At 40.3% G+C, this 21,898-nt stretch carries 19 protein-coding genes, 1 tRNA gene and 1 riboswitch; of the genes, 15 read left to right on the top strand and 5 right to left on the bottom strand.

All coding sequences use genetic code 11. From position 1 onward, the window contains the following. Positions 1 to 3: 3 nt before the first annotated feature. The 5 genes from murF to D3H64_RS07365 all read left to right on the top strand — a co-directional run bounded on the left by murF (position 4) and on the right by D3H64_RS07365 (position 6,056). Positions 4 to 1,395 carry a UDP-N-acetylmuramoyl-tripeptide--D-alanyl-D-alanine ligase gene (gene murF / locus D3H64_RS07385; RefSeq protein WP_121565609.1) on the top strand — a complete coding sequence of 464 codons (1,392 nt, stop codon included), beginning with the start codon at positions 4 to 6 and terminating at the stop codon, positions 1,393 to 1,395. Positions 1,396 to 1,571: 176 nt separating this feature from the next. Further along, positions 1,572 to 3,101: a DEAD/DEAH box helicase gene (locus D3H64_RS07380; protein WP_121565608.1), complete on the top strand. Its 1,530-nt coding sequence runs from the start codon at positions 1,572 to 1,574 to the stop codon at positions 3,099 to 3,101. Positions 3,102 to 3,135: 34 nt separating this feature from the next. Further along, a complete protein-coding gene (alr, locus tag D3H64_RS07375) occupies positions 3,136 to 4,257 on the top strand; it encodes an alanine racemase (protein WP_121565607.1) in 1,122 nt (373 codons plus the stop codon). A 123-nt stretch (positions 4,258 to 4,380) separates the two neighbouring features. Next, positions 4,381 to 4,426: riboswitch (PreQ1 riboswitch) on the top strand. A gap of 3 nt (positions 4,427 to 4,429) precedes the next feature. Further along, on the top strand, positions 4,430 to 4,933 hold the full coding sequence (locus D3H64_RS07370) for a QueT transporter family protein (protein WP_121565606.1): 504 nt from the start codon (positions 4,430 to 4,432) through the stop codon (positions 4,931 to 4,933). 451 nt (positions 4,934 to 5,384) lie between these two features. Then, a complete protein-coding gene (locus tag D3H64_RS07365) occupies positions 5,385 to 6,056 on the top strand; it encodes an MBL fold metallo-hydrolase (protein WP_121565605.1) in 672 nt (223 codons plus the stop codon). Positions 6,057 to 6,166: 110 nt separating this feature from the next. On the opposite strand, the gene cbpA is transcribed toward D3H64_RS07365, so the two are convergent. Then, a complete protein-coding gene (gene cbpA / locus D3H64_RS07360; protein ID WP_121565604.1) occupies positions 6,167 to 6,805 on the bottom strand; it encodes a cyclic di-AMP binding protein CbpA in 639 nt (212 codons plus the stop codon). 217 nt (positions 6,806 to 7,022) lie between these two features. Here cbpA and D3H64_RS07355 point away from each other — a divergent pair, with 217 nt between their 5' ends. From D3H64_RS07355 to D3H64_RS07335, 5 genes are all read left to right on the top strand, one after another. Further along, positions 7,023 to 8,378, top strand: a complete 1,356-nt coding sequence (locus tag D3H64_RS07355) for a hemolysin family protein (RefSeq protein WP_121565603.1) — start codon at positions 7,023 to 7,025, stop codon at positions 8,376 to 8,378. 88 nt (positions 8,379 to 8,466) lie between these two features. Further along, positions 8,467 to 9,111 (top strand): O-methyltransferase, encoded by a 645-nt coding sequence (locus D3H64_RS07350; protein WP_121565632.1) that lies wholly within the window; start codon positions 8,467 to 8,469, stop codon positions 9,109 to 9,111. A 320-nt stretch (positions 9,112 to 9,431) separates the two neighbouring features. After that, positions 9,432 to 10,175 carry a DeoR/GlpR family DNA-binding transcription regulator gene (locus D3H64_RS07345; protein WP_121565631.1) on the top strand — a complete coding sequence of 248 codons (744 nt, stop codon included), beginning with the start codon at positions 9,432 to 9,434 and terminating at the stop codon, positions 10,173 to 10,175. Between the two features lie 3 nt (positions 10,176 to 10,178). Then, complete coding sequence (gene pfkB, locus D3H64_RS07340) at positions 10,179 to 11,099, top strand: 1-phosphofructokinase (protein ID WP_121565602.1); 921 nt, start codon at positions 10,179 to 10,181, stop codon at positions 11,097 to 11,099. 36 nt (positions 11,100 to 11,135) lie between these two features. Continuing rightward, complete coding sequence (locus tag D3H64_RS07335; protein ID WP_121565601.1) at positions 11,136 to 13,085, top strand: fructose-specific PTS transporter subunit EIIC; 1,950 nt, start codon at positions 11,136 to 11,138, stop codon at positions 13,083 to 13,085. 484 nt (positions 13,086 to 13,569) lie between these two features. Here the strand turns inward: D3H64_RS07335 and D3H64_RS07330 are convergent, their stop codons facing one another. The 3 genes from D3H64_RS07330 to D3H64_RS07320 are packed head-to-tail and all read right to left on the bottom strand — an operon-like array spanning position 13,570 to position 16,112. Beyond that, positions 13,570 to 14,544 (bottom strand): metal ABC transporter substrate-binding protein, encoded by a 975-nt coding sequence (locus D3H64_RS07330; protein ID WP_121565600.1) that lies wholly within the window; start codon positions 14,542 to 14,544, stop codon positions 13,570 to 13,572. Between the two features lies 1 nt (position 14,545). After that, complete coding sequence (locus D3H64_RS07325; RefSeq protein WP_121565599.1) at positions 14,546 to 15,388, bottom strand: metal ABC transporter permease; 843 nt, start codon at positions 15,386 to 15,388, stop codon at positions 14,546 to 14,548. After that, on the bottom strand, positions 15,378 to 16,112 hold the full coding sequence (locus D3H64_RS07320) for a metal ABC transporter ATP-binding protein (RefSeq protein ID WP_121565598.1): 735 nt from the start codon (positions 16,110 to 16,112) through the stop codon (positions 15,378 to 15,380). The genes D3H64_RS07325 and D3H64_RS07320 overlap by 11 nt, the downstream gene beginning before the upstream one ends. A gap of 573 nt (positions 16,113 to 16,685) precedes the next feature. Between D3H64_RS07320 and D3H64_RS07315 the strand changes: the two genes are divergently transcribed. Further along, positions 16,686 to 16,997 carry a HesB/YadR/YfhF family protein gene (locus tag D3H64_RS07315; protein ID WP_121565597.1) on the top strand — a complete coding sequence of 104 codons (312 nt, stop codon included), beginning with the start codon at positions 16,686 to 16,688 and terminating at the stop codon, positions 16,995 to 16,997. Positions 16,998 to 17,258: 261 nt separating this feature from the next. Here D3H64_RS07315 and D3H64_RS07310 read toward each other — a convergent pair. Then, positions 17,259 to 17,349 (bottom strand) — tRNA-Ser (locus D3H64_RS07310). Positions 17,350 to 17,662: 313 nt separating this feature from the next. On the opposite strand from D3H64_RS07310, the gene D3H64_RS07305 reads away from it, so the two are divergent. From D3H64_RS07305 to D3H64_RS07290, 4 genes are all read left to right on the top strand, one after another. Further along, positions 17,663 to 18,334 carry a DUF1361 domain-containing protein gene (locus tag D3H64_RS07305; protein ID WP_121565596.1) on the top strand — a complete coding sequence of 224 codons (672 nt, stop codon included), beginning with the start codon at positions 17,663 to 17,665 and terminating at the stop codon, positions 18,332 to 18,334. A 452-nt stretch (positions 18,335 to 18,786) separates the two neighbouring features. After that, positions 18,787 to 19,815, top strand: coding sequence for a tryptophan ABC transporter substrate-binding protein (gene trpX, locus D3H64_RS07300; protein ID WP_121565595.1), 1,029 nt, complete (start codon positions 18,787 to 18,789; stop codon positions 19,813 to 19,815). Between the two features lie 23 nt (positions 19,816 to 19,838). After that, positions 19,839 to 20,720, top strand: a complete 882-nt coding sequence (locus D3H64_RS07295; protein ID WP_121565594.1) for an ABC transporter permease — start codon at positions 19,839 to 19,841, stop codon at positions 20,718 to 20,720. Positions 20,721 to 20,722: 2 nt separating this feature from the next. Continuing rightward, positions 20,723 to 21,499 carry an ABC transporter ATP-binding protein gene (locus D3H64_RS07290; RefSeq protein WP_121565593.1) on the top strand — a complete coding sequence of 259 codons (777 nt, stop codon included), beginning with the start codon at positions 20,723 to 20,725 and terminating at the stop codon, positions 21,497 to 21,499. Positions 21,500 to 21,898: the final 399 nt, after the last annotated feature.

Raw genomic sequence — 21,898 nt, 5'->3', positions numbered from 1 at the left:
AGAGTGAAAGCTTTACAGATCAACCAAATTGTGAAAGCAGTTAAAGCGATTGATTATCAATCTGCCCATTGCTTTGACTGGATTAATCATGTTACTTTTGATTCTCGTTTATGCCGTCCGGGAAGTTTGTTTGTCCCTTTAATTGGGGGACGGACTGATGGGCATGATTATGTTGAAGAAGCGATTAAGAATGGGGCGAGTGCCTATTTCTGGAGTCGTAAAGTAGCTGATGCTCCTGAAGGGGCTTGCTCGATAATTGTGGATGACACATTATTGGCCATGCAAGATCTAGCGCGGTATTACCGTCAATTAATTCATCCACTCGTAGTCGGTATTACGGGCAGCAATGGTAAAACAACGACGAAAGATATGATCGCAAGTGTTCTAGGAACCAGCTATAAAGTTCATAAGACACAAGGAAACTACAACAATGAAATCGGCTTGCCACAAACCATTTTAGATATGCCTGAAGACACAGAAGTCTTAGTGATTGAAATGGGCACTAGTGAAGCAGGCGAAATGCACGTTCTGACAGAAATAGCTCAACCCAACTTTGCCGTGATTACCCTGATTGGGGAAAGTCATATAGAGCAGCTGAAAACTAGAGAAGGAATTGCTAAAGAAAAGGCGAGCATTACCGATTCGATGGAAGAGGGGACGATCATTTATCCTGCAAATGAGCCCTTAATTCCTCCTTTTATTCCATCCCGTTTGAAGCAACTCACCTTCGCTTTAGAAGGGGCAAGTGTTGAAAAAGCAAGCCTTTGGGCAGAAAATATACAATTGAAGAAGCATGAAACGCGTTTTACCGTGGATGGAGAAGAATTCAGCTTGCCGGTCCTTGGACGCCATAATGTGTCAAATGCCTCTGCCGTTATTTTGCTAGGGAAGTGTTTGAATTTATCTACTGAAGCGATTCGTAAAGGATTGGCCGGTTTTGATTTGACCAAAAATAGAAATGAATGGCTCAAGGGAGTTAATGGCGCTAATTTGTTGAACGATGCTTATAATGCTAGTCCAACCTCTATGACTGCTATTTTAAAAGGCTTCCAAGAAACTGAGGCAAATGACCATAAAGGGCGTCGGATGGTTGTCTTAGGAGATATGAGAGAACTCGGTGAAGGCGCGGCACAATATCATCGGGATATGGCTAAAGTATTGGATCCTGAATTAATTGACCATGTTTACCTTTTTGGCCCATTAATGGATAACCTCCGTCAGGCTTTAGTGGAAACATGGCCAGAGAATCGGATCAGCTATATAGAAAATGACCATTCTGCATTGATCCGCTTATTAAAAGAAGATCTACAAGCTGGAGACGATATTCTTTTTAAAGCAAGTTTTGGAACAGGCTTGTTACCTGTTGTGGAATCCTTAAGAGCAATAGATGAATAAGATCAAGGTAAGATTTTTCGAGGCCACGATTGGGTGGCCTCTTTTATCACTAATGAAGCCCTTTTAATAGGAAGGGTCGAAGGAGATGTGACAGATCACTAGCTCTTTTTGTAAAGGCTAGGGGATACTTTTTCACTCTCTTAAAGAAAGACAGTATAGATAAAGGAGTAAATTGATTGAAATTTGAAGACTTACATTTAAAAGAGGCCTTGTTAAAGGCTGTACAGGAGATGGGTTTTGAAGAAGCTACACCGATTCAAGAAAAAACAATTCCCTTAGCCTTAGAGGGCAAAGATGTTATCGGTCAAGCTCAAACGGGGACAGGTAAAACTGCAGCTTTTGGACTACCATTATTAGAACACATCGTTAGTGGGCAAAGGCAAGTGCAAGGCTTAGTGATTTCGCCAACACGCGAATTGGCTGTCCAAACCCAAGAAGAACTCTATCGTTTAGGTCAAGAAGCTAAGGTGGAAGTTCAAGTCGTTTATGGTGGGGCAGATATTCAACGGCAAATTCGACTCTTGAAAAAAGGCCCACAAGTTATAGTGGGAACGCCAGGCCGTTTATTGGATCATATCCGTAGAGGAACCATCAAACTGGATCATTTGCATACCTTGGTATTAGATGAAGCAGATGAAATGTTGAACATGGGCTTTTTAGAAGATATTGAAGCCATTATCAAAGCCCTCCCTAGCGAACGCCAAACCTTAATGTTCTCTGCCACCATGCCAGATGAAATCAAAAGGATTGGGACTCATTTCATGAAGGATCCAACACATGTGGCGATCAAAACGAAACAATTAACGGCTAACTTGATTGACCAATACTTCATTAAGGCTAAAGAATACGAAAAGTTTGATATAATGACTCGCTTGCTGGATGCCCAAACACCAGACTTGACCATTGTTTTTGGCCGGACGAAACGCCGGGTTGACGAATTAGCGAGAGGCTTAGCGATGAGAGGCTACCAATCCAAGGGAATCCATGGAGATCTGCCACAAAATCGTCGCTTAGAAGTCCTAAAAGATTTTAAAGAAGGGGCTATAGATATTTTAGTAGCTACTGATGTAGCGGCTCGTGGCTTGGATATATCTGGGGTGACGCATGTCTATAATTACGATATCCCTCAAGATCCAGAAAGTTATGTTCATCGGATTGGCCGAACGGGTAGAGCAGGACAAGAAGGTATGTCCATTACTTTTGTTAATCCTAATGAAATGGAATACTTGAGAGTCATTGAAGACCTAACTAAAACACGTATGACGCCAATGCGACCACCAACGGATAAGGATGCCTTTAAGGGACAATTAGCAAGTGCACGTGAAGAAATTAGTCAATTGATGGACGACCAAGTGCCACATTATTACCAAGAAGAAATAAGAGCCCTTTGCGAGCAATATACACAAGAAGAATTGGCTTCTGCCTTATTACGAACTATGGCAAAAGATAAGACAGCTGTGAAGGTGACGATTACGCCTGAAAAGCCATTGCCTAGAAGACACGGGAAAAAAGGTCCTAGAAATTTTGCCCAAAAGGGAGATCGGGAACGATCAAGACGCCAAAAGAATCGGCGCCAATATCATGAAAAAGGTCAGAAAGATACTAAGGCTAGGTTGAATGAAGGAAGAAGCCAACGTTCGACTAAGGGAAAAAATCAATCTCCAAAACGAAAAGGCCTAGGTTTTACGATCCAAAAACGCAAGTAGGGATAGCTTCTGAAAAAGGATAAGGAGTGACAAAATGGAATCAAAACACCGCCCGGCTGAGTTAACGGTAGATCTCGGTAAAGTGCGACAAAACATCCAAGTGGTCAAAGCATTGCAAGAAACTGTAGATCCTAAAAGGGAAATTTATGCAGTTGTTAAGGCGAATGCTTATGGACACGGAGCTGTACAGATCGCAAAAGCTGCGCAAGAAGCGGGGGTGACTTTGTTCTGTGTGGCCACCTTGGATGAAGGCGTTCAGCTGCATAAGGCTGGGATCGATCTGCCGGTTCTTGTTCTTGGTGTGACAGATACGTCTGCCATTCCTTTAGCCCAAAAATGGGGAATTCGTTTAACTGTTCCAGATGTTGAATGGCTGAAAAAGGCCATCAAAGAGGTCGATAAAGATGCTAGGCATAAACTTTTAGTGCATGTAGCTTTAGACACTGGTATGGGGCGAATCGGTGTGCGCACTCAAACAGAATTAGCAGAAATTAGCGATTTACTAAAAGAGCAAACATATGTGAAATGGGAAGGCTTGTTTACTCATTTAGCCAAGGCAGATACCAAGGATCGCTCCTTTACAGAAAAACAATATAGGCGTTTTTGTGATTTGGTAGCCCCTTATCGTGAAAGGGTAGAACGCATTCATATTGATAATTCTGCAGCAGGGATGTGGTACCCTGAATTTGAAACAGATGCTGTTCGTTTGGGTATTGCCATGTATGGCTATAGCCCAGCAGGAGAGGATATAAATGCCTTAGAGGGAATTTCTCCTGTGATGTCTTTAGCGACAGAAATTGTCATGGTGAAAAAACTGCATCAAGGTGAATCTGTCGGCTATGGAGCAGAATATGTAGCTGAAGAAGATGAATGGTTAGCAACCCTACCTATTGGTTATGCAGATGGATGGCAGCGTGCTTATAAGAATGTCCCAGTTATCATTGATGGGAAGAAATGTCCGGTGGCAGGACGTATATGCATGGATCAAATGATGGTTCGCTTGCCAGACTATTACCCTGTTGGCACAAAAGTTACTTTGATGGGACGAAACGGGCAAGAAGAGGTAACAGCAGAAGATTTAGCAAAGGCATCTGGAACGATTTCTTATGAAGTACTGACCCTCTTTGGCCCACGATTGCCACACCGCTATATCTAATCGGCTGGAATAGCAACTTCTTTTCTAACTAGTGTAGTTAGGAGAGAAGTAGCGACTACTTTTCCAAAAAAATTAAGAATGGTTTCCTTAAGAATACATAGGGATAGATCTAAAATCTGTCGAAAGACCGTGGTTCATCAACCATCCCACGTAAAAAAACTAGGAGGATTATATGTCAAAATCAACTAAACAATTAACTATCAATGCCCTTGTGGCAACTTTATATGTCGTTATGACTTCAGTGTTCAGCTTTATGTCATTTGGGCCTGTACAATTTCGCTTAGCAGAAATTTTAAATCATTTGATCATCTGGGATCGTAAATATGCTTATGGAATTTTAGGGGGAGTTTTCCTTTCAAATGCCTTATTTATGTTTTCAAGTGGACTTGGTTGGTATGATCTCATTTTCGGGGTAGGCCATTCTGCTTTATCTTTAGCTTTAACGACCGTCTTGATAAAACTGAGAGATAAGACAAGAGACCAATTATTATTGAATGCACTAAGTTTTGGGCTTTGTAGCTTTATGATCGGCTTAGAATTGCATTTAGCTCTGCATTTACCTTTCTGGGAAAGCTATTTCTTTGTAGCAGTAGGGGAAGTAGTGACGATGGGTGTCGGAGCCTTTATTATGCCAATCTTGGATCGTAAAATTTCTTTTGCCCGTCTTTTAAACTAAGGCATATTTAGGAGGAAATCCTTAGCTTTTGGAAAAGTGAATAATAAAATAAGCGTATCGCTAGCTTACCTTTAGGACTGATGGTCAAGTACTTAAGACTAAAATGTCAAACTTGAAAGCAGGTCTAAAGATGAGGGGAGGGGTACGCTTTTTTTGTTGGACTTTTTTAATAGGGAACAGCTAAAGAAAGGAGGAGCCTTTGTTAGCCAAACTATTGAGGCAAATTTTTTGCCCAGCGACTAGCTGCTTTAGAGGATTGAAGTCAGACTTTTTTGGGTATAGACTAAAGCTAGAAAGATAGAACTAAAAAATGTCATCTTGATTAGTGAATGAAATGGATAGATAGAGAGATGAAGAAGACTAGGTTTAGCGTCTGGTCAATAGCTTCAAATTTCTTGCTAGAAGAAAAGACTAGACTTAAAAAAAATAGTCGGATAAAGGGGGCTTTTCGATGGAAATGATGCGTTTAAAAGTCGGAGACTACGGAGAATATTGCTATATCGTGTCAGAAGAGGAAAAAGGACGTGCCTTGATTTTTGATCCAGGAGGTCATCCGGATGAAATCATTGATTATATTGACAATAATGGCTTGAAACCAGTAGCTATTTTAATTACTCACGGTCATCATGATCATATCTCAGGCCTAGAGGAAGTGAGAGACTATTATCGAGTACCAGTCTATATGCATCCTTTAGATGTTCCAAAGTTAGCTCTAGCTGGTCAAAGGGAACCGGATATCTTGATAGAAGAAACGGGGAAAGTGTACGCTATTGATGGATTTAAAGTCAGGATGGAACATGTACCTGGGCATTCAGCAGGGTCGGTCATTTATTTCTTTGACGATGAAAACTTTGCTATTTGTGGGGATGTTATTTTTAAGGGATCTGTTGGACGTACCGATTTTGAAGATGGAGATTTTGAAACTTTAATGCGAGGAATTGAGCGCTATCTTTCACCGCTCCCTGATGACTTTATTTTGATGCCAGGACATGCTGAGTTGACCACTATTGGAGAAGAGAAGAAAGAAAATTCCTTCTTAAATGGACATATTCAATTTAAGCATGGTAAATTTGTTTGGGTCGAACATCCAGACAAGGATTGGTTTAAACACCAAGAATTCTAGATGGAATGTAAAAGGGGTCGTTAGGCGAATAGTATGACGATTGGATTTTATAGCTAAAGGAAAAAGCCCAGGAAATTTTCTCCTGAGCTTTTCTTTCTTGAAAGATTCAATTAATTCCGCAAGTCTTCTATTTCGGATACAGAGTACTCTTTCTTTTCAAGAGCTTTAACAATATTATCCAGCAATTCTTCGTCTACATCAGGTGGCAAGGTGATGATAGCACGGCGAATAGTTCTAGAGTTTTCTGCAGAGTCTAAAGTAATACAGCTAGCGATGTTAGAGTATTTATTGACGATTTTACAGATGTTGACCAATTCTCCCTTGTCACCAGAAGAAAGAATGCTTAGGACAAAGCTAGCGTTATCGACGTTCCAAGAGGATTGAAGCATGCTGAGCATACGGCTGTGAGTAAGTATGCCATAAAATTTATTGCTGGCATCGAGGACAGCGATATAAGGAAGTTCTTTAATGGTGAAGAAAACTTTGAAGAAGGAAGAGTCTGTCCGGATAAACTTGGTAGCATTTTTTAGCAAATAGGTAACGGGTAGTTTCATGTCTAAGCCATTTGCTTTATGGCGGTAGATATGCATTTTATAGATGTTACCTCGGAAAATAGACCCAGTTTCATCCAGAATTGGCACGCAGCGGTATCCTGATTCTTCTAAAATGTGCAAAGCTTCTTCGAGCGTACAATTTTCAGAAACAGTAGTCAATTGAGACTTTGGAACGGCTAAAGCGCGAATTAACATATTTTATCCACCCCTTTAATGATAAGTACGAGATAGTTCTCTTAATAATCTTTCATAAATTATATTAACATTAAAAAAGGAGAAAAGCTATTAAAAAGGTTAAAATCTTTCGGGGGTTTAGCTTGCTTTTTTCCTATTTTTCGATAATATGGAAATAGGATCCCTGTTTTACATTTGTTGATAGGGATCGGTTTTATTCTAAAGGAGAGTACTTTATATGGAGCATGATCCTGGGGCCAGTTCCCTGAGTATGCAATTGCTAATTATTGCTATTTTGACTTTGTTAAATGCTTTTTTCGCGGCGAGTGAAATAGCCTTTGTATCCTTGAATCAACCTCGCATGAGTCGATTAGCCCAAGAGGGGGATAAGAAGGCTAAACGTGTGATGAAATTACTAGGGGCAGCGGATGACTTTTTAGCCACCATTCAAGTGGCCATTACTTTTGCAGGATTCTTCTCTAGTGCTGCCGCAGCGACGACCTTTGTCCACCGATTAACACCACTCTTAAAGGATATTCCGGCTGCTTCGCAAGTAGCTACTGTGATTGTCACCATGGTATTATCCTATGTATCTTTGGTGTTTGGAGAATTGTATCCGAAGCAGTTAGCTTTACAGATGCCAGAAAAGATTGCCTTATCGGCTTCTGGGGTAATCCTTGTGGTTCAAAAGCTATTCCGGCCTTTTGTTTGGTTACTATCGGTATCGACAGGACTTTTAAAGAAAATTACGCCAATTGAGTTTAGCCAGAAGGAAGAAAAATTAACGCGAAATGAAATGAAAGCTCTATTGGCGAATAGTCGAAATGATGGAGCTATTGACCTTGAAGAATTTACCATGATGCAAGGGGTATTATCTTTAGATGCGAAACTAGCACGGGAAGTTATGGTGCCAAGGACAGATGCCTTGATGCTTGATTGTGAAGACAGCATTCAGGAAAATATGGAAATTATTTTGAATTGTCCTTACTCTCGCTTGCCAGTGTTTGAAGAGGATAAAGATAATGTGATCGGGGTTATTCATACAAAAGATATTCTTAAAGCAGGACGAGAAAAAGGCTTTGATGCGATTAATATCAAAGAGATTATGAATGAGCCATTGTTTGTCCCATCGATGATTTACATCGATGACTTGATGATTGAGTTTCGAAAAGAACACCAACACATGGCTATCCTTCGTGATGAATATGGTGGAGTAGAGGGCTTGGTGACTTTAGAAGATCTTCTCGAAGAAATTGTCGGGGATATTGAAGATGAGTATGACCAAGAATCGGACGAATGCCGTGAAATTGATGAGAATCACTATGTTATTGATGGGCGCATGACCATTGAAGACTTTGCACGCTACTTTGAAGTGAAGATTGATAGTGATGAAGTGGATACTATGGCAGGTTATATGTTGGAAGGATTAGGCTATTTTCCTGATGAAGATGAACCGGCAGAAGTTCAGGTTGGGGATTATAGTTTGACGCCAATGGTGATGGAAAATGGTCGGATTAAAAAAATATCTGTGGCCAAAATGGAAGTAGGGATAAATGGGGAAGAAAGCCCATCCTCTACAAAAGCCGACGAATAATAGAGAACTGTCAGTTTAGAGGTCTGTCCTCCCTGGCAGTTTTTTCATAGAAGAAAGGAAGACTTGTTTGGTAAGAAAATTAAACGAAATGTTAGATAGACCAATCGTGATGGAAAAGGTCGTCCATTATATGCGAGATAAGTTAGCTCGTTTGGCGCCAGATTTGGATCGAATGGAAAGGAATGCCAATGAAAGACGAGTGCCGATTATTCCACATGAAACTGTAGCCTATCTCAATCAATTGGTAGAGCACGAACAACCAAAAAATATTTTAGAAGTGGGGACAGCGATAGCTTTTTCAGCCAAGCTAATGGCTCAGTATGCGCCAGTAACTACTATTGAACGTAATCCTATGATGAGTGAAGAAGCCCGGAAAAACATCGGCGGAGATAAGTATCCAATTGAATTGCTGGAAGGCCAAGCAGAAGAAATCCTTCCTAAGCTAGAAGGCCCATATGACTTGATTTTTATGGACTCAGCTAAAGCAAAATATATTAGTTTTTTGCCAGATTGTTTACGCCTTTTATCTGAGGATGGCATTCTTTTGATCGATGATATATTCCAAGGTGGAACAGTGGTTGATCCGATCACGACTATTCCACATCGGGTAAAAACAATCCATCGAAAACTCAATCTCCTCTTGGATGAATTAACCAGTAATAAAGAGTTGAATGTGAGTTTACTTCCTTTAGGAGATGGCTTGGCTGTAGTCACTAAAAAGAGAGTAAATTAGATAGTTGATAGAAATGAAAAGGGAATATTAGCCTTTAAAGGCATCGTAAGCGGGATCTGACCAACTGGATGGTGAGGGCTTAGGATGCTTTTTTTGATTGAAAAAGAAGATAACAAGCAAATCACTCTCGGCGAAGGGAAAAGGATTGCATAGCTCGAAAATGCTAATTTATCAGGGCCTAAAACGAATGAAGATAGGTGAAAAATAAAAGCCCTATGAATGAAAATGACTGAAAATGAATGAAAATGACTGAAAATGAGCGTATGTGATTGAAATGGTCAATAGGATCGTGTAAACTGTCCATAGAAAGGGTGATGGGAGTGCTTACAGAAGAAAGGCACCAGCAAATTCTTGAAGAATTGAAACATTTTCCCACAGTACAAGTTCAAGAGCTAGTAGATCGTTTGCGTGTTTCGGAATCCACTATTCGTCGTGATCTGTCCATCTTAGAAAGTAAGGGGCAGTTGATACGTGTTCACGGTGGAGCCAAGCGACTGTTTGGCTTAACCGACGAACCGACGATGGGGGAAAAAGCAAGTCACTATCGTCAAGAAAAGCAACGTATCGCCCAGGCTGCAGCGCAATTGGTCCAGGATAATGATGTGATCTATCTCGATGCTGGGACAACGACTTTAGAAATGATTCCTTATCTTCCAGAAAATTTAAAGGTCGTCACCAATGGATTAGCCCAAGCAGATGAGCTGAGTCGGCGTGGCTTCGAAACTGTTCTAATTGGAGGATGGATTAAAAAGGGCACTCAGGCGATTATAGGCTCTCAGGCAATTAGGCAATTATCGGACTACCGTTTTGATAAAGCCTTTATGGGGATGAATGGAGTCGATGAAAATTATGGTCTGACGACACCAGATGTTGAGGAAGCCAGCATTAAAAAGTTAGCGATTCGTCAAGCAGCAAGAAGCTATGTGTTAGCGGACAAGAGTAAGTTTGATTGTGTAAGTTTTTGCCATGTCGCAGATGTTGAAGACGTCACGATCATTACAGACCTAAGAGCAGATGAATCTTTACGCGCCTTAGCTAAACGAACAACTATTAAGGAGGTTTAATCCATGTATTATACCATCACATTTAATCCAGCGGTGGACATGGTTATTCAAGTCGAAAACTGTCAGTTAGGTGATTTGAACCGTTCTAGCGGTGAAGAATATGTTGCAGGTGGGAAGGGGATTAACGTATCCTTTATTCTCAACCGATTAGGTATTGAAAATACGGCTACTGGTTTTCTAGGTGGCTTTAGTGGAGTTTTCATCCAACAAAAAGTTTTAAAAGAAGGGGTAACCCCACACTTTGTAGAAGTCGATGGAACCACACGGATCAATATCAAGTTAAAATCTGATGAAGAAACAGAAATTAATGGGGCAGGGCCACTTGTTTCCAAAGAAAATTTTCAAGATTTGTATCGTTACTTTGAAGAACGATTGACTGATGAAGATGTGGTCTTTTTGGCAGGAAATTCCGCACCAGGTCTAGATGAAGAAGCTTATTTGGCTATAGGTCGTCTTTGCCAAGAAAAAGGCGCTCGCTTCGTATTAGATACGAACAAGGATCTACTGACTACATGTTTAGCGGTTCGTCCATTTTTGATAAAACCAAACCATCACGAGCTAGCAGAAATCTTCCAAGCTCCGGTGGATACTGAAGATGACATCGTGACATATGCAAAGAAGTTACAAGACAAGGGTGCACGCCATGTTCTTGTTTCTCGTGGGGGTGATGGAGCCCTCCTCTTGACAGAAGATGGTGAGGTCTATACCTCCAATGTTCCGAAAGGGAAGGTCATCAACTCAGCAGGGGCAGGGGATTCTATGCTGGCTGGCTTCATGGCTACTTATCAAAAGAGCAAAGATTTTGCTGAAAGTTTGCGGATGGGTACAGCTAGTGGCTCAGCGACAGCCTTTTCGGTAGGTATCGCAGAAAGGAGCTTGATTGATCAACTAAAAGAAGAAATCATTGTTCAACGAGTAAAATAAAGTGGAGAACAGAAACAATCCGAAAGGAAGAGAAAAATGAAATTATCTGAATTATTCGTCAAAGATGCTATGATCATGAATTTGACGACCACTAGCAAAGATGAAACTTTGCAAGCCTTGGCTAATAGCTTCCATCAAACAGGAGGCGTTAGCGATACAGAAGCTTATGTGAAAGCTTTGCAAGCACGTGAAGCTCAATCTACAACTGGTGTTGGGGATGAAATTGCCATTCCTCACGCACAACATGAATCGATTGAAAAAGCAGCCATTATTTTTGGTAAAAGTGAAGCAGGGATTGATTGGGCTTCTTTTGATGGACAAGATGCTAAATTAATCTTTATGATTGCAGCACCAACTGGTGGTGGTAATGAACATTTACAAGCTCTAGCAGGTTTATCTAGCATATTGATGAAGCCTGAAGCAAAGGCTGCTTTACTGAAGGCTACAACGCCTGAAGAAGTGGTAGCTATCTTCGCTTCTTATGAAGAAGAAAAAGAAGAAACTAAAGCTACTGTAGAAGAAACTGCTGATACTAAAGATGATGTATATATCTTGGCTGTAACTGCTTGCCCAACTGGTATTGCTCATACTTTTATGGCAGAAGAAAAATTGAAACAAGCCGCAGCTAAAGCGGGTTACAAAATTAAAGTTGAAACAAATGGTCAAGGCGGTATTAACAACAAATTGACCAAGAAAGATATCGAAGAAGCTACTGCTATTATCGTTGCTGCTGACAAACAAGTTGAAATGGCTCGCTTTGATGGACGTCCAACTATCATCACCAAAGTTGCTGATGGGATCAACAAGGCTGATGAATTAGTGGAACGTGCAGCAAAAGCAGATGCTCATATTTACCACCATCAAGGTGCGAGCGAAAGTGTTGAAGAATCTGATGAAGCGAACGAATCTCTAGGACGCCAATTCTACAAACACTTGATGAATGGTGTTTCTCACATGTTACCATTTGTTGTAGCTGGTGGGATTTTAATCGCTGTTTCCTTCATCTGGGGGATTAACTCAGCAAACCCTGATCATGCAAGTTACAACCCAATTGCTCAAACCATTAATTTGATGGGTGGTTTGTCCTTTGCGATGATGCTACCAATCTTAGCTGGGTTTATCGGACAATCTATTGCTGACCGTCCAGGTTTGGTTATTGGTTTCATGGGTGGTGTGTTTGCTAACCCAGGTGTAATGGCTGCTTATGCAGGCGGGACAGGTGTCTTTAAAGATGCTGTTTCTTCTGGCTTCCTTGGCGCTTTGGTTGCAGGTTTCTTAGCTGGGGCTATTGTTAAATTCTTGCAAAAAGCTTTTAGCTGGTTGCCAAAATCTCTTGAAGGGTTGAAACCAATCTTTATTTACCCAGTTCTTGGTGTGGCTATCATGGGGGCTTTGATGCTCTTTGTTGTGAATGGGCCAATGGGTGCCGTTATGAACGGTTTGACAGGTGCTATCTCTGCTATTCCACAAGAATATACCTTCTTGCTTGGTTTTGTTGTTGGTGGGATGATGTCTATCGATATGGGTGGTCCTATTAACAAAGCCGCTTATGTTACTGGTACAGCTTTAGTTACTGCAGCTAATGGTGCTGGTAGTAATGTGATGGCAGCTGTTATGGTCGGTGGGATGGTACCACCTCTAGCTATTGCTTTAGCAGCTACTTTCAATAAGAACTTATGGGATGAACAACAACGTTCTTCAGCTTTTGTGAACTATGTAATGGGCGCTGCCTTTATCACAGAAGGGGCTATTCCATTCGCTGCTTCTAACCCAGTACGAGTTATTCCATCTTTAGCTCTTGGTGCTGGTGTAGCTGGGGCATTGAGCATGATGTTTAACTGTGTCTCTAAAGTTCCTCACGGTGGTTTGTTCGCTGTTGCCGTTGGTGGTGTAACTAATCCATTGCAATACATCATTGCTTGGTTAGTCGGCGGTGTTGTTGGGGCATTAATGTTGAACGTCCTACTTCCTAAAAAGAATAAATAAGTAAACACTTATCTATAGCTCTCTAGAGATGAGTTGACCCCCTAATCTTGGAATAGAATATCCAACTTAGGGGGTCTTTTTTTGGCAATTTATCAAATGCTGTTGTGGGTAAATTTGGGCACTTTGTCCAATTTTGTTGTTGGTAAAATTTAGTACTTCGTCAAATGTTGTTGTGGGTAAAATTTGAAGAAAAAATCGCTCTCCTTCCGGGGAGTGTTTTTTTATATTACAGATTAAATGTAGCTGGTTATCGATTGCTTACGAAAAAGTCGCTCCTCTTCTTTAGAAGGATTGTTTATACAAAGTGCCTGATGGTCTTCCTACTTAGCCGAAGCAAAATGAAACCCCCCTCTATTGTGGGATAGAGGGGGTAAGTCGGTTAGAGCTCCTGCATTAGATTTGGGCATTTTGTGGAGTTATAGCTTTAAAAGGAGTAAGGTACAGAAGCTCTGAACTTATGAGGAAACTAACGGAATAGTGCCAATTATTTAGCAAGACCTTCAGCGATCTTATCTAAGTTCCACTTCATCATAGCGTAGTAGCTGTCACCGTCTTTACCAGGTTCTGCAACAGAGTCTGTAAAGATTTTGGCATAGATTGGGATATTGGCGTCTTTAGAAACGGTCTTCATTGGACGGTCGTCAACAGAAGATTCCACGAAGAGGGATGGGCATTTAGACTTGCGTAGTTTTTCTACTAAGTTTTTAATTTGATCAGGTGTCCCTTCTTCTTCAGTGTTAATTTCCCAGATATAGGCACTTGGCACACCATAAGCCTTAGAGAAGTACTTGAAGCAACCTTCTGAAGTGACGATCAATTTCTTTTCTGCTGGAATATTATTGAATTTTTCTTTGGCTGTTTTATCCAATTCAGACAATTTATTGACATAAGCGTCTAAGTTCTTTTGGTAGAAGTCTTTATTTTCTGGATCTTTAGCGATTAATTGTTTGCAAATGTTTTTAGCATAGATGATCCCATTTTCAAGGTTTAACCAAGCGTGTGGGTCTTCTTTACCAGCTTCTTCTTTCCCTTCTAAGTGAAGAACTTCAACACCGTCAGAAACAGCGAAATAGTCTTTGTTAGCTTCCTTGTTAGCGTTCTTTACGAGTTTATTAAACCAAGCATTACCACCTGTTTCCAAGTTGATCCCGTTATAGAAGATGGCATCAGCTTGGGAAGTTTTCTTCACGTCCTCTGGGAGAGGTTCGTATTCATGTGGGTCTTTCCCAACTGGTACGATACTATGAAGATCAATTTTGTCCCCAGCAATATTTTTAGTGATGTCAGCTAGGATGGAGTTAGTGGTTACAACTTTTAGCTTTTTCCCTTGTTCTTCCGTTTTAGCATCTTTACTATCAGTGCTTGTGGCGGTTGATTTACCGCAAGCGCCCAAGAAGAAGACTAAAGCAAAGACAGATAAGATACTCAACAATGTTTTCTTGAAACTATTTTTTGACATATTATTCTCTACCTTTCCATTTTGTTAAGAAGCCTTGTTTTGGTGAAATAAAGAAACTGATTAAGAAAAGTACAGCAGAAGTTAAGACAATACTTGATCCAGCGGCGATATTATAGCTGTAGCCTAGGAATAAACCAACAAATGAGCTAAAGGCTCCTAAGCAAGCTGATAAGATCATCATGCTCTTTAAGCTATTGCAATAGAGAAACGCTGTTGCAGCTGGTGTAATGAGCATAGCCACAATCAAGATAGTCCCTACACTTTGCATTGCTGTCACAGAAACTAATGTTAAAAGAATCATCAACAAGTAGTGATAGAAATTTACGCGCATCCCTAGAGCTTTGGCCATTAAAGGGTCGAAACTTGTCAACAAGAGTTCTTTAAAGAAAAGAACAATAACGAGGATAACGACGATGGATACGCCGATAGTAATCCATTTATCTTGGTCTTGAACGGCTAAGATATTCCCAAACAAAATGTGGAAAAGGTCGGTTGAACTATTAGCTATCCCGATCAGAATAACACCAAGTGCCAAGAATGACGAGAATGTTATCCCGATAGCCGTATCGCCTTTTATGGTGGAGTTCCCTTTAATAAAGGTAATCAATATAGAAGCTAATAAACCAAAAGCGATAGCTCCGATAAAGAAGTTGATCCCTAAAATGTAGGAAATAGCTACACCTGGTAAGACGGCATGGGAAATTGCATCTCCCATTAAGGACATACCTCTTAAAATGATAAAACATCCGACGACACCTGAAACCACTCCGATCACTAAGGCGGTGATCAATGCATTTTGTAAGAAATGGAAGTCGTGTAAGCCTTGGATAAAATTAGCGATCACTAGCTTCACCTCCAATGGATAATAATTGATTACCATAAGCCGCACGAAGATTTTCCTTGGTGAAGGTTTCTTCTGTCGAACCAATAGCGATCAATTCGCGATTTAGGATCAATACTTGGTCGAAATAATCAGGTACTTTATTTAAATCGTGGTGAACAATTAAAATCGTTTTGCCAGCATCTCTCAGTTTGCGCAAAATGTCCATGATAATTCCTTCGCTGACTGAATCGATACCAACAAAAGGTTCATCAAGAAAAATCAGAGAGGCATCTTGAACCAAGCAACGAGCGATCAATACCCGTTGAAATTGTCCGCCTGATAATTCGCTGATTTGACGACTAGCCATTTTTTCTAGACCGACTGCTTCTAAGGCGTCGTGAACTTCATGCCATTCGTTCCGGCTTAACCTTTTGAACAAGCCTACTTGTGGGTAGGTTCCTAGAGAAACACATTCTTCCACTGTAATGGGGAAAGTGTAGTCAATAGCACTTTTTTGCTCAACATAGGCAACGTTTTTTAACTGACTGTTAGATGGCTGACCGTCGATTTGGCTACTGCCAGTTGACGGGATGATGTGTAAAATGGCTTTCAAGAGGGTAGATTTACCCGCACCATTTGGCCCTATAATACCGGTAATGCTAGGACCTTCTAATTTAAAGGACACACTGTCCAATGCCTTGACGTCGTTACCGTAACGAACGGAGACATTTTGACACTCAATCATTTTTTCACTTCCTTTGTCGTAAAACCTGAATTAGGAGAATTTCCTTGATTAGCATAACTAAACTTTTTAATTAAGTCAACTTAATTCTAAAAAGAATAATAACGATTCTCAATAGAACATGTTAAATAAGCAAGAAAAACCGCATAGAATCAAGACTTTTTTCTAAATAAAGAAATTAAGCAGGGTTAATGAATGAGTATTCATTTAAAAAAATAGGAGTTTTATACATAAAAAAGAGATGAGATAAAGAATATAATTTACGTTTGTAAGAGAAATGAATAAAGCTTAAGCAAAACGAAAAGAGAACGGTTCTCAATTAAAATAAGTGAAAAACTTTTATCCTTTTTAAGAGGGGCTGAGAGGGAAAGTGTGAGTAGGAGATTGGGAAATGGAAAAGCTAAAGCGACAAGTTGTTCCGAAAAAAGGATGGATGAGTGAAGCGGGATCATTTGCTGATCAATGAGCCAGAAGTTAAGAGTCAGCTCATTCACATAAGAATGAGCGAACAAGTGGTAAAGTATCTCTTTATCCTCTATGATTAAAATGAAGAAGAGTCAAAAAGGAAGTGAATAGATGAAATTGAGTATTGCACAGGAAGCGGTTGAATTTTATAAGGAAGAAATGGGTTTAGTAGAAGGATATGGTGTCCGCTTTTTAGGAAAAGTGTATGGGACTAGTCCGGTACATGAAGGATTTTCTTTAGCAGTGGTAGTTGATCAAGCTAAGGATCCAGTCGCTTTGATTGAACGTGATGGCATTCCCTTCTTCATCGAAAGTGGGGACGAGTGGTTTTTTGAGGATTACGATCTGTCTGTGGAATTTGATAAAGAATGTAAGGAACCTATTTACCATTTTTTGAAAGATGGAGAGATTCAAGGTAAGTAAGGGATTGCTTAAGGGTTATCTCATGGCAAGTCCACCATATCGTATGACGAGAAGAAGCTTGATTACTGAACACTTATCATGTTGGGCTACTGTATGGAATTTTTGAAAAGTATGCCTATATGTGAAGTTTAGGGAATCAAGGTAGAAAAAACACCTCCAAAATCTGGAAGCACTCTTTAGTGAGCTTAGGGAGATTTTAGGGGTGTTTTTGAGTTTACAAAAAAACGATCAGAAAGATCTGACCGTAAGTGAGATAGTATAAGGAGAATAGGGGATTTGAACCCCTGCACGTTTATTCAACGCCTAACGCATTTCGAGTGCGTCCCCTTCAGCCGGACTTGGGTAATTCTCCACATAAGAATAATTATAGCGAAAATAAGGGGAAAATCAAGTTTCTGACAGAGGATAAAGTCTAGGAAATGATAGCGGGTTCTTTTTTTTAGTGGAAGAGAAGCTTGAGAAAAAAACTTTGGATTTTTAAAAGGGAAAGGGAGGAAAATGAAGGATCTTTTGATAAAATAAATAGATAGTTGAAAAGCGTGCAGAATACTTCATATAAAACTAGAGTGAATGAGAAAAGTGTATACGGGATAAGTAACCCTATAATCTCGTTAGACCTAAGAATAGATAAAGTATTTTGTGGGGGTTGAAGGGAAGTACGGAAAATGATAGGAAGACGGATATTGATGGCCTATATGCTGCTTTTGACAGTGGGGATTTTGTGGATAGGTTATTCGACTGGAGTGAGTCAACGCTATTTGATTTGGAATCTCTTCTTAGCGTTTATGCCTTACCTACTGGCAAGGTTAGCGACATCTGATCGCTTTAGTGGCTGGCATAAAGGAGCCTTCTTTTTTGCTTGGTTAGCTTTTTATCCTAATGCCTTCTATCTGGTAACCGATTTGATTCATTTGCAAAATGATGTCTTTTACTACACTGATCAAGCTGGCAAGATTGTGTATGTCACTAGTCCTTTGATTTGGAGTAGGTTATTAGTACTTGTTTCAGCTGTTTTTATTGGGATGATGTTGAGTTACTATTCGCTTAACACTGTTCATGAGTGGTTCTTTAAGCGAGTCAAATCCCTATTGGCTTCCCTGACCTTCCTAACAGCGGTAAGTATGTTAACAGGTTGGGCAGTCACCTTAGGAAGATTTTTCCGTTTTAATTCTTGGGATCTTCTTTTAGAGCCTCATCGTTTCTTAGCGATGATCCAAAAGATTTTTCTAGCGCCATACTTTCAGTTAAGTCTCATGTTTGCCTGCGTCCACTTTTTTGTGATCTTTTTTATATGGTTAATGGATAAAGAATTAGTCCCAGATAAAGTGGCTAAATAAAGCTAAGTGAGCAGTTAGGGAAGAAGTGACGGATGGGAAAGCTTTTGATGGATAAAAGGAAGAAGTGACGGATGGGAAATCCCTTGATAGAAAGAATAGGTATTTGCAGAAAAAACGATCTTTTTTACAAAAATAAAAAAGCCTCTTGCTTTTAAGGGATCAAAGGTATATCATGTAAATAACTTTTAAGGAGAGGAGCAACCCACAATGCCACAATTGCAAGCAATGACATCTCAATACTGGCAAAGCGCATAGAACCGGGTTGTTTCACCATGATATATGGCATAGAAACAACCTATTTGAGGGTGGTTTCTATGCGACAAGTTGTAAGGCCGCATAGATGGCGGTCTTTTTTCTTAGGCCGCACAAGCGGTCTTTTTTTGTATCGCCCCTCAAAGGCTAAATGAATGAAAAAGTTGCTGAGTTTAAGCGTAATAATGGAGGAAAATCAAATGAAGAAAAGATCTAATGTATTAGGAATTATTGTTGTCGTTCTTATTTTACTTGTTTCGCTTTTTGGCCTTAAATTAGCGGATCGATCCATGACAAAGACAAACGCAAAACAAGAGGAGACGGCAAAGAAAGAGAATATCCCAACTATTGGGATTTTGCAATTAGTTTCTCACCCAGCTTTGGATGCTATAAAGAAAGGTATTGTTGATGGATTGGCTGATGCGGGTTATAAAGAAGGGAAGACGATCAAGATTGACTTTCAAAATGCCCAAGGAGATCAAGGAAACTTGTCAACCATGGCTCAACAATTGTTAACTAAGGATAAAAAATTGGTGGTGGGGATTACTACACCAGCTGCTCAACAATTAGCAGGTAAAGAAACAGAAAGACCAATTATTCTATCAGGGGTAACTTACCCAGAGCAAGCTGGATTGGTTGAGTCTGAAGACCATCCAGGGAAAAACGTGACAGGGGTTAGCGATCGGGTGAATATTAAAGCACAAATCAGTCAAATCCACGAAGTCCTTCCGAAAGCTAAGAAAATTGGGATTTTATACACATCCTCTGAAGACAATGCTGTGGCACAAGCTAAAACAGCAGAAAAAGAAGTGAAAGCATTGGGTTTGTTGCCAGTCGTTAAATCTGTGACGAATACGACAGATATTCATCAAGTAGCTACTCAATTGGCCTCTGAAGTTGATGCAATCTACGTGCCAATTGATAATGGGATTGCTTCTGCCATGGCTACTTTGGTTCAAGTAACAGACCAAGCGAAAATACCAGTTTTCCCTTCTGCGGATACCATGGTTAAAGATGGTGGTTTAATGGGGATGGGTGTAGACCAATACCAAATTGGTCGTTTAACTGCTAAAGTAGTAGTAGATGTTTTAAAAGGAAAGAATGTTGCGGATTACCCTATTCAAGTTGCGGACAAGGGTACAACTTATATCAACAAAAAGAAAGTTAAGGAACTTGGCATTGAAATTCCAGAATCCATCGCTAAGGATGCGGTAATGGTGAACGAATAAGTCAAGTAAGGAAGGAGTTCATTATGGAACAGATCATCTTATCTGCTCTGACGGAAGGAATCTTTTGGAGTGTTATTGCGATCGGCCTCTATATTAGTTTTAGAATCTTAAATATGGCAGATATGACAACAGAGGGGAGCTTTCCACTTGGAGCAGCTATTTCGGTGGTTTGTATTGTGAACAATATCCATCCTTTGCTGGCTCTCCTGGCTAGTTTCTTTTTTGGCCTCTTAGCTGGGGGAGTAACGGGTATTTTAATGACTCGTCTGAAAATCCCTAGTCTCTTAGCGGGAATTTTGACCATGAGCGCTTTGTATTCGATCAATTTGAAAGTGATGCAAAGGCCGAATGTGAATGTTTTGGGCAAAAAGACATTGATTCAATATTTGACCCAGCATCAATCCTTGTTGCCGTATGCTACTTTGTGGTTAGGTTTTGTGACGGTAGCGTTGATTTTGTTGGCTCTGTATTTCTTCTTCCAAACCGAGTTAGGACAAGGCTTGATTGCGGCGGGGGATAACCCTCAAATGGCGCTATCACAGGGGATTCCTGTCGATCGAATGAAGATATTTGGCGTGATGTTAGCTAATGGGATTATTGCTCTTGGCGGAGGCTTGATGGCGCAAAAGAGTAGTTTTGCTGACGTAAATATGGGTATTGGTGTGATCGTTGTGGCATTAGCTTCGATTATTATTGGGGATGTATTATTCCCTTATGTCACTTTTGGTGTTCGCCTAGTCTGTATTGTTATTGGATCTATTGTCTATCGCTTCCTTCTAGCTTTGATTATTGCTTTACAGGTCATCGATGCGAATGATTTCAAGCTTTTTTCTGCAGCGATAATTGCCTTATGTTTAGCCTTACCAGTTATTCGAAAAGAATTTGAAAAGAAAGGGGGGCATTAAAATTGGGCGAAGTTCTATTGCAACTCGAACACATTTCAAAAACTTTTTTCCCGAATACACCTCAAGAGCGTAAAAGCCTGATCGATGTGAATTTGACGCTTAACAAAGGCGATTTTGCTGTCATCGTTGGAGGGAACGGGGCTGGGAAGTCTACTTTAATGAATGTCATAGCAGGTAAATTGCAAGCAGATCAAGGGAAAATTAAAGTGGCTGGCAAAGATGTTTCCCGTCTTAAAGAATTTGAACGGGCTAAATTGATGAGTCGTGTGCACCAAGATCCTGCTTTAGGAACGGCACCAAGGATGACGATGGCTCAAAATATGGCAATCGCTCATAAGAGAGGGCAAGAACGTGGTTTAAGGGCTTCGGTCAAAGAAGAAGATCTCCCTATTTATAAAGAACGCTTGAAAGAATTGGGCTTAGGGCTTGAGGAACGGTTGAGCGTCCCAATGGAGCATCTATCTGGTGGGCAACGTCAGGCGGTGGCTTTAGTGATGGCGACTCTAGCTAAAAGTGATTTACTACTTCTAGATGAGCATACGGCAGCTTTGGATCCGCCAACCCAGCGTTTGGTAATGACTTTGACAGATCGTTTGGTGAAACGTCACCAATTAACAACTTTAATGATCACCCATAGCTTGTCAGATGCGGTGAGTTATGGCAACCGATTATTCGTCTTGAGTCAAGGAAAATTGATCCGTCATTTCTCTGAAGAAGAGAAGGCAAAGTTGACAGTTGACGATCTCTTCCACATTCTAGAAAAGGGAGACGGAGAGTAAGTCTTTTGGAATTAGTTTTAGAGATGAGTGGATTGAAGAAGTAAAATGCATGCCAATAGAGGAGTCAATGTCCTGTAGAAAAGGATCTTAATAAGGACGAAGAGAAGTCTATCCCCAGTAGTTTCCACTATTTTCATAGGAGCTTGTTGGGGAATATTAGGCTTCTTTTTTCTTGCCTAACGACTGATTTTTTATAAAAAGACTAGTTGCCTAAAGATCCAGCTGCAATTTCCCCTTCCAAATTAGAGTGATTTTTTATAAAAAGACTAGATGTCTAAAGGTGTTAAGGGGAGTTAAAGCGTAATTTCTGGGAAAGAGAGCGAGAAAGAAGTTTTTAGGAGAAGATGGATCGACTAGTTCTAGTTACTCTATAATATGATAGAATAGTTGTAGAAACTT

Source organism: Atopobacter sp. AH10 (assembly GCF_003664595.1).
GTDB lineage: Bacteria > Bacillota > Bacilli > Lactobacillales > Aerococcaceae > Atopobacter.
This window is presented reverse-complemented; position numbering and strand designations above follow the sequence as displayed.

What these genes read in the sequence shown, in the direction of transcription:
- alr (WP_121565607.1), top strand. Translation starts at nt 3,136, where the DNA reads ATGGAATCAAAACACCGCCCGGCTGAGTTAACGGTAGATCTCGGTAAA.
- D3H64_RS07370 (WP_121565606.1), top strand. Translation starts at nt 4,430, where the DNA reads ATGTCAAAATCAACTAAACAATTAACTATCAATGCCCTTGTGGCAACT.
- D3H64_RS07365 (WP_121565605.1), top strand. Translation starts at nt 5,385, where the DNA reads ATGGAAATGATGCGTTTAAAAGTCGGAGACTACGGAGAATATTGCTAT.
- cbpA (WP_121565604.1), bottom strand. Translation starts at nt 6,805, where the DNA reads ATGTTAATTCGCGCTTTAGCCGTTCCAAAGTCTCAATTGACTACTGTT.
- D3H64_RS07355 (WP_121565603.1), top strand. Translation starts at nt 7,023, where the DNA reads ATGGAGCATGATCCTGGGGCCAGTTCCCTGAGTATGCAATTGCTAATT.
- D3H64_RS07350 (WP_121565632.1), top strand. Translation starts at nt 8,467, where the DNA reads ATGTTAGATAGACCAATCGTGATGGAAAAGGTCGTCCATTATATGCGA.
- pfkB (WP_121565602.1), top strand. Translation starts at nt 10,179, where the DNA reads ATGTATTATACCATCACATTTAATCCAGCGGTGGACATGGTTATTCAA.
- D3H64_RS07335 (WP_121565601.1), top strand. Translation starts at nt 11,136, where the DNA reads ATGAAATTATCTGAATTATTCGTCAAAGATGCTATGATCATGAATTTG.
- D3H64_RS07330 (WP_121565600.1), bottom strand. Translation starts at nt 14,544, where the DNA reads ATGTCAAAAAATAGTTTCAAGAAAACATTGTTGAGTATCTTATCTGTC.
- D3H64_RS07320 (WP_121565598.1), bottom strand. Translation starts at nt 16,112, where the DNA reads ATGATTGAGTGTCAAAATGTCTCCGTTCGTTACGGTAACGACGTCAAG.
- D3H64_RS07315 (WP_121565597.1), top strand. Translation starts at nt 16,686, where the DNA reads ATGAAATTGAGTATTGCACAGGAAGCGGTTGAATTTTATAAGGAAGAA.
- D3H64_RS07305 (WP_121565596.1), top strand. Translation starts at nt 17,663, where the DNA reads ATGATAGGAAGACGGATATTGATGGCCTATATGCTGCTTTTGACAGTG.
- trpX (WP_121565595.1), top strand. Translation starts at nt 18,787, where the DNA reads ATGAAGAAAAGATCTAATGTATTAGGAATTATTGTTGTCGTTCTTATT.
- D3H64_RS07295 (WP_121565594.1), top strand. Translation starts at nt 19,839, where the DNA reads ATGGAACAGATCATCTTATCTGCTCTGACGGAAGGAATCTTTTGGAGT.